This window comes from Streptomyces acidicola (assembly GCF_009377235.1).
GTDB lineage: Bacteria > Actinomycetota > Actinomycetes > Streptomycetales > Streptomycetaceae > Streptomyces > Streptomyces acidicola.
In genome coordinates this window covers 1-7,083 of the sequence record NZ_VMNX01000355.1, presented here as the reverse complement: position 1 = coordinate 7,083, position 7,083 = coordinate 1, and the positions used below count along the sequence as shown (strand labels likewise).

The following is a 7,083-nucleotide window of genomic DNA, read 5'->3' as shown; positions in this document are numbered from 1 at the left end:
GTGCTCGGGTGGGGTGGATAGTTTTCGCCGAGCTGTTCGAAGCTGCTACTCACCGAGGTGACAAATTCCTGGCCGGTTGGACCTGACGCCGCGTCACATCGTGAGCGGAGCCTGGGGCGACCCGGACGTTTGGGGATGAGGGCGCTGAGGGCGCCCACGCGCCACCAAAACGGCACCTACCGCGGCGAGGGCGAAGCCGAGCACCGCGGCACCCACGGGCAACGTCCGTCCCACCAGACGCAGTTGACCACTGTCCTTCTTCGCCTGCTCGACCGCGAACTCCTGGGTGTCCGCGGTGAACGCGATCTTCCGGCTGTCGAGGAGCACGGCCGCGTCCTTCTTCCCGCCGGGTGCCCGCAGCGTCTGGCGCGGTCCGGTCTGCGCGTAGAGCACGCGCCCGGTGGCCTGGTCCACGACCAGTTCGATGCCGTGGTTGGAGTACCACTCCTCGGCGACCACCTGTGGACGGTTCGTCTCGTCGACGATCGCGCCCGGCACCAGCCGGGTGCCGTTCTTCGTCGCGGGCACGGAGCCGGTGAACCGGTAGCCCTCATACCCGCGGACCTTCTTCTCGCCCCGGTACTGGAGGGTCACGGTCGCGCCGAGGGTGTTGTCCCACCAGCGGTAGTCGCGCTTCTGCACATCGAAGGGGAACTTCAGATAGGCCTCGCCCTGGATGTACGGCTTCTCGCCGCAGCAGTGCACGGGCCGGTTGGTCCGGCGGTCGCTGACCCAGCGGTGAGGGGTGAAGTCCAGCGCGTCGTGCGGATCGGCGGCGGGCAGCGACTTGTCGGTGTCGACCGAGGTCGCCACGTCCCAGACCGCGGCCTTCCCGCTGCGCTCGCTGTCGGTGACGTCACCGCGCACCCGCTGGGTGATGGTGATCTTCTGACCCGGTACGGTCCTCACTTCCTCCAGGTCGAAGACGCTGCCGGTACCGGTGTAGACGGCGGTGGTGTCGATGTCGATCGGGTTCACCGCGGCCCGCGGCTGCACGTACCACGCGAGCAGAGGTGCCAGCACCAGCAGGAAGGTGCCGACACCCAGGATGACCAGGGAGAACGCGACTGGCGGGTGCGGCCCGAAGGGCCTCGATGAGGGGTGGTGGTCGGGCGACGGGCGGGCAGTACGGCGCATCCGGCACTCCAGTGACTTGGGTCGGCGCGACGGGCGTACGGGTACGCCGGGGTCGCGCGCCGTGGGGGAAAGTGCGCGTGCGGTAGGAGGTGCCGTACTGCTTCGTACGGCACGCACCATGGGCCGGGAACCGTAGGCGCACTCTTGACGGGGTGTCAATGCTTGTCGAGACTGGGCCGGACTGGAGGCCGGGCCAGGGTCCCCCGGCCATGTGCCGGGTGCCCGGGTGGGGACGACCTTTCGACAGAGAGGCTGACCCGTCGATGTCCAGACTGCTCGCCGCCATCACCACCGTCGCCGTCGCGGCCGCGCTCGCCGTGGGCGCCGCGCTCGGTGTCGTCGCCCTGCTGGAGGCGACCCCGGACCAGCCGAACACCCCGCTGATCACGTACGAGAACGCCGGCGCGGAGCGCTGAGACGTGACCCGACGCCCGGGAACCGTCACCACCCGCTCGGCCTGGCACGACGTACCCCGCTTCCAGGTACGCCAGTTCGCCGCGCTCGCCATGGCGGAGGCGCCGGTGCTCGCCGAGGAGATCCTGCGGGAGATCCGCCGCGAGTACCCGCACCTGCCGCTCGTCGTGGACGACTCCGGCGAGCCGATGGCGCTGATCGGCATCCGCCGCGCCATCGAGGTCTTCGTGCAGCACCTGGAGACGGCGGAGGGCCGCCCACGCGTCACCCCGGGCGTCTTCCAGGAGTTCGGCCGAGGCGAGGGGTTGAACGGCCGCAGCCTCGACTCGCTCCAGGCCATCTACCGCCTGGGCGTACGGCTCGCCTGGCGCCGTTTCGCGGAGATCGGCCAGCGCGTCGAGATCCCGCCCCCGGCGATGTACGAACTCGTCGACGCCGGCTACGAGTACCTCGACGGCCTCGTGGACCAGTCGGTGCGCGGCTACGCGGAGGCCGCGGCCCGCCAGGCGGGCGAACGGCTCCGCCTGCAACGCCGCCTGATGGAGCTGCTGTTGTCGGAGCACCACCGGGGCGACCCCGGCGAGGCGCTCACGGAACGGGCGGCCCGGATCGGCTGGCCGCTGCCCGAGAAGGTCGCCGTGGGGGTCCTGTTGCGCCCGGCGCGTGAAGCCGTCGCCCCCGCCGTGAGCCAGGGCGTGCTGCTCGACATGGAGTACGAGCAGCCCCGCATGGTCGTGCCCGACCCCGGCGCGGCGGGCCGCCCCGAACTGCTCCACCGCGCCCTGACCGGCTGGTCCGGCGCGATCGGCCCGCCCGTGCCGCTGCCCGACGCCGCGAAGTCGCTGCGCTGGGCCGAGGCCGCGGTACGGCTGATGGAACGGCGGCTGCTGCCCGGCGGGGAGGTGCTGCACTGCACGGAGCACACGGAGGCGCTGGTGCTGTTGCAGCCGGAGGAACTCATCGACGACCTCGCCCTGCGGTGCCTGGCCCCGCTCGCCCACTGCGGCCCCGCCCACGGCCGCCGCCTGGCGGAGACCCTGCTGGCCTGGCTGGAGACCCGCGGCGGCGCCCCCGAGGTGGCCGCACGCCTGGGCGTCCACCCCCAGACGGTCCGCTACCGCCTCCGACAGATAAGGGAGTTGTGGGGCGACGAGATCGACGACCCGGACCGCCGCTTCGAACTGGAACTGGTGTTACGGGCCCAACGATTACGGGGCGAACTGGGCGACCCCAGGGCTCGACGCTGACCCGCCCTGCGGCGGTCTGCTGCAGGCGATAGGTGGGTGTTGAGCGAATGCGGGCAATGTCGCGATGGACTGACGCGCAACACCGTGCGCTCCCAGTCCTTCCAGTACTCCCAGTACTCCCAGTACTCCCAGTACTCCCAGCGCTTCCAGCGCCTCCAGAGTGGCGTCACGCATGCCGCACGGGCTGGATTCTCCTGGACCCGACCCGGGTGGCGTGCTGGTCGAGGAGGTCCCGCAGCCGGTCGACGTCCACCGGTTCCGTGGCGCCGCGTTTGGGGAGGACGACGATACCGATGCCGTACTTGTCGGGTGTCATCAGGACGAACAGCTCGCCCGTCTCCGTGTACCGGGTGAGCATCGGCCACCGGTGCGTTATCTCGCTGTACCGCGAGGCCACCCGCACCCCGGTGTCGTCCACCACGGCCTGGAACTCTCCCTGTGGGGCGACCATACGGTGCACCTGCCGCCCCTGGAGCGTGGGTACCAGCAGACGCATACCGGCAACCAGGGCAAGCGCAAAGAGGCCCACCACCGTGGACCCGAGGCTGGGCCCTTTCGGGCTGGTGAAGTTCAGCGCGAGCGTTAGCAGCACAAGGACCCCGCAGGCGATGAATATTCCGTTCTGCAGCCGCCCCGCCGGGGTGGCGCGCATCCGTGCGCTGATCGCCGTCACCGCGTCTGTGGTGGTCGGCAGGTAGGCCAACTCCACTGGTCTCGCTTGCTGCACGGGCACTCCTTGGGCTGTGGGACGGTCATGTGTTCCACGCCGGCGACGGCAGCGGCGACCAGGGCCCGGCCCGTCACGTCGCGTCATGCAGGGAACCGAGCCGGGTTCTAGTCGACCGGCGGAAGCGGTGTCAATTGGACCGACAGAAGGAGTGAAGGGGGTTTATCGGGTGTGAATGGGGCGTAGCCGGCTCGGTGTGCGGCCGTGCCGGCTGACTCCGCGCTCACCCTGCCTGTTGAGGGGTACGCGACCCTGGGGTGACCGAGGGCGCCGAGAGGCCCGTGTGGTTCGGGCTCGTACCGGACCCGGCAGGCCCTCGGCGCACGGGAGACATCCAGAGCCGGCCGATGACTCAGAGGTGGATCACGATCTTTCCCTGGGTGTGTCCGCGCTCGGCGTATGCGTGGGCTTCTGCGATCCGTTCGAGGGGGTAGGTCCGCTCGACACGCGGTGTGTAGCGGCCCTGGCGGCCCAGCTCCGCCGCCGCGGTCAGGAACGTGGAGTCGTTCTCCGCGTTGACCAGACGCACGCCCAGGCGCTGTGCGTTGGCGTGGTCGGCGATCGTCGACACGCGAGCGGCGTCGCCCACGATCGCGACGAGGTCGGCCAGTGACCCGGAGGCCGCGGTGTCGAGCGCGATGTCGACACCGTCCGGAGCGAGGGTCGCGAGGCGCTCTGCGAGGCCGGCGCCGTAGGTGGTGGGAATGGCTCCGAGGGAGGTGAGGAACCCGTGGTTGCGCTCGCTTGCCGTCCCGATCACGGTGGCGCCCTGAGCCACCGCGATCTCGACTGCGGCACTGCCCACGCCTCCGGCGGCCCCCTCGACGAGAAGGGTGCGCCCCTGGAACGGACCGAGCACCTTCAGCCCGCCCATCGCGGTCACGGTTGCCAGGCCGGCACCGGCGGACTCCTCGTCCTTCCACGTGGCGGGCGCGTGGGCCCAGGCCGAGAGCACGGCCAGCTCCGCCGTCGCGCCGGTGACGCCGCCCAGCCCGAAAACACGGTCGCCGATGCTCACCCCCTCCACCCCGTCACCGATCTCATCGATCACGCCGACGGCATCACGCCCGGGAATTACGGGCAGTTCCAAGGGGAGCAGCTCGCGCGCCGCACCAGAACGCACCTTCCAGTCGATGGGATTGACACTGGCCGCCGTGACGCGGATGCGGATCTCGCCGGGTCCGGGATGCGGGTCCGGCACCTGCTCGACCACCAGGGTCTCCACACTGCCGTATTCGTGGTAGCGGGCTGCGCGCATATGTCGTTCTGCCTTTCCGATGCGGCATGAACCGGCCGCTCGTGGGATCAGTGACTCTCGTGAGAACAACGGCCCTCGTGAGGTCAGTGGCTTGGGAAAGTTCGGCGAGCGCCGACGCCCACTACGCTAGAACCTGACGCTGACGTCAGCTGCAAGTCGGACATGCCACCAGAACAGAGGAGGACCGGTGCGGATCGGTGAGGTCGCCGAGAAGGCAGGGGTGAGCGTGCGGGCACTGCGCTACTACGAGGAGCAGGACCTGCTCCATTCCGAGCGCAGCTCGGGCGGGCAGCGGCACTATCCCGGCACCGCCGTCGACCGGGTCAGGCTGATCCAGCAGCTCTATGCCGCGGGCCTGCCGAGCAGAACGGTCCGCGAGGTGCTGCCGTGCGTGGACTCGGGTGAAGTGACCCGGGCGCTTCTCGACCGGCTGGCGGCCGAGCGTGACCGCATCGACCGGCGGATCACCGACCTGCTCACCGTGCGCGACCGGCTCGACGACGTGATCGCCATAGCGCGCAAGCCTGGCCCTGGCTGCACGCACGTGCCGTAAAGGCTCGCGAGGTCCCGAAAGATGCCGAAAGGCAAAAGCAAAGGCAAGGAGATCCCACTCCCTGCCACCCTCAACCTATAGCGCACCGGGGGGCTTGCGGCAAGGCCCCGGTCGTGCCGCAGGATGGTCGGCCGAGGCCGGAACCTGCGGAATTAGGGGATTTGCGCTATGCGTGTGGTGTTGTCGACGTGGGGATCGCGCGGAGACGTCGAACCGGTGGTGGCACTCGCGGTGCGATTGCGGGAACTCGGTGCGGAGGTGCGCGTGTGTGCGCCGCCGGATGAGGAGTTCGTGGAGCTGCTGGCCCGTGTCGGCCTGCCGCTGGTGCCGCTCGGCCCGACGGTGCACTCGGTGGTGGCCGGCGAGAAGCCGCCGTCGGCGGAGGCCGCGTTCCGGCTCGCGCCCGAGCTGGTCGCCGCGCGGTTCGACACGCTCTCCACGGTGGCCGAGGGCTGTGACGCGCTGCTGGCGACCGGCCTGATGCCGGTCGGCGCTCGCTCGGTGGCCGAGAAGCTGGGCATCCCCTACGTGCTCGCGTGCTTCCACACGCTGGGACTGCCGTCGAGTCACTTCCCTCCGGGGCGGCGGCCGGGCAAGCAGTCCTCACCGGAGGAGACCGACATCAAGACGCTGTGGGAGCAGGACGCCCAGCGTGTGAACGCGCTGTACGGCGAGGCGGAGAACAGCCACCGGGCGGCGATCGGACTGCCACCGGTGGACAACGTCCGTGACTACGTTCTCACCGACAGGCCGTGGCTGGCGGCGGACCCGAACCTGGTCCCGTGGCAGGACATGGCGGATCTCGACCTCGTGCAGACCGGACCGTGGATCCTGCCGGACGAACGCCCGCTCCCGGAAGAGCTGGAGGCGTTCCTGGACGCCGGGGAGCCGCCGGTGTACGTGGGCTTCGGCAGCATGGCCCTGCGCAACTCGACCGACCCCGCCCGGGTGGCCATCGAGGCGATCCGCGCGCACGGCCGCCGCGTCCTCCTCGCCCGTGGCTGGGCCGACCTGGCCCTGATCGACGACCGGGACGACTGCTTCGTCGTCGGCGAGGTCAACCATCAGGCACTGTTCGGCCGAGTGGCCGCCGTCGTGCACCACGGCGGCGCCGGCACCACGACGGCGGCCGCCCTGGCCGGTGCGCCCCAGCTGGTGGTGCCCCAGGTCGCGGACCAGCCGTACTGGGCCGCCCGGGTGGCAGAGCTGGGCATTGGCGCGGCACACGACGGCCCGACGCCGACCTCCGACTCCCTGTCGGCCGCGCTCACCACGGCCCTGACCCCCGAGACCCGAGCACGGGCGAAGGCCGTGGCCGGCACGATCCGCACCGATGGGGCGACGGTGGCCGCGCAACTGCTCCTCGACGCAGCCGGCCGGGAAAGGCCGCCCGTGTCCGCGTGAACCACAACGACGCGGTGCCGGTGGGTCGCCGGTGGGTCCCCGGCGGGTGCCGGGCTGCTGGGAGATCTCCGCCGTGGCCGTGCCGGTGGCCGCCGGTCGCGTGGTGCTGATAGGTGAGCGGTGACTCGTGGGGGACGTGTGACGTTTCGGTCCGGAGTTGCGCTTGATCGGTGGGGGAGCGGAGACCGCTTTCCGTGAAGCGGCCGAAGGGCGGGGGAATGTCCGGGTATGAGGGGCAGGGGTCGACTGCGGGTGGCATGCGGCGGTACGCCGCCGGGTTCGTCGTGCGGCTGACGGAGAGGAACCGGCTGCCGCTGGACTACTCGGTCGCGAGCCTGAGGGT

7 protein-coding genes are annotated in these 7,083 nt (G+C 70.7%); 4 read left to right on the top strand and 3 right to left on the bottom strand.

Translation table 11 applies throughout. From position 1 onward, the window contains the following. Positions 1–93: 93 nt before the first annotated feature. On the bottom strand, positions 94–1,137 hold the full coding sequence (locus FPZ41_RS43420; RefSeq protein WP_152870052.1) for a DUF3068 domain-containing protein: 1,044 nt from the start codon (positions 1,135–1,137) through the stop codon (positions 94–96). A 263-nt stretch (positions 1,138–1,400) separates the two neighbouring features. On the opposite strand from FPZ41_RS43420, the gene FPZ41_RS47620 reads away from it, so the two are divergent. Both FPZ41_RS47620 and FPZ41_RS43415 read left to right on the top strand, forming a co-directional pair. Next, positions 1,401–1,553 (top strand): hypothetical protein, encoded by a 153-nt coding sequence (locus FPZ41_RS47620; protein WP_194236431.1) that lies wholly within the window; start codon positions 1,401–1,403, stop codon positions 1,551–1,553. A gap of 3 nt (positions 1,554–1,556) precedes the next feature. Further along, a complete protein-coding gene (locus FPZ41_RS43415; RefSeq protein ID WP_322621480.1) occupies positions 1,557–2,798 on the top strand; it encodes a PucR family transcriptional regulator in 1,242 nt (413 codons plus the stop codon). A gap of 166 nt (positions 2,799–2,964) precedes the next feature. On the opposite strand, the gene FPZ41_RS50090 is transcribed toward FPZ41_RS43415, so the two are convergent. Together FPZ41_RS50090 and FPZ41_RS43405 are read right to left on the bottom strand one after the other, a co-directional pair. Next, a complete protein-coding gene (locus tag FPZ41_RS50090) occupies positions 2,965–3,525 on the bottom strand; it encodes a YcxB family protein (protein ID WP_152870050.1) in 561 nt (186 codons plus the stop codon). A gap of 352 nt (positions 3,526–3,877) precedes the next feature. Further along, a complete protein-coding gene (locus FPZ41_RS43405) occupies positions 3,878–4,783 on the bottom strand; it encodes an NADP-dependent oxidoreductase (RefSeq protein WP_152870048.1) in 906 nt (301 codons plus the stop codon). Positions 4,784–4,970: 187 nt separating this feature from the next. Here FPZ41_RS43405 and FPZ41_RS43400 point away from each other — a divergent pair, with 187 nt between their 5' ends. Both FPZ41_RS43400 and FPZ41_RS43395 read left to right on the top strand, forming a co-directional pair. After that, entirely contained in the window at positions 4,971–5,336 is a 366-nt protein-coding gene (locus FPZ41_RS43400; protein ID WP_322621479.1) for a MerR family transcriptional regulator, read from the top strand. Positions 5,337–5,504: 168 nt separating this feature from the next. Further along, positions 5,505–6,740, top strand: a complete 1,236-nt coding sequence (locus FPZ41_RS43395; protein WP_152870044.1) for a glycosyltransferase — start codon at positions 5,505–5,507, stop codon at positions 6,738–6,740. The last annotated feature ends 343 nt before the right edge of the window (positions 6,741–7,083 follow it).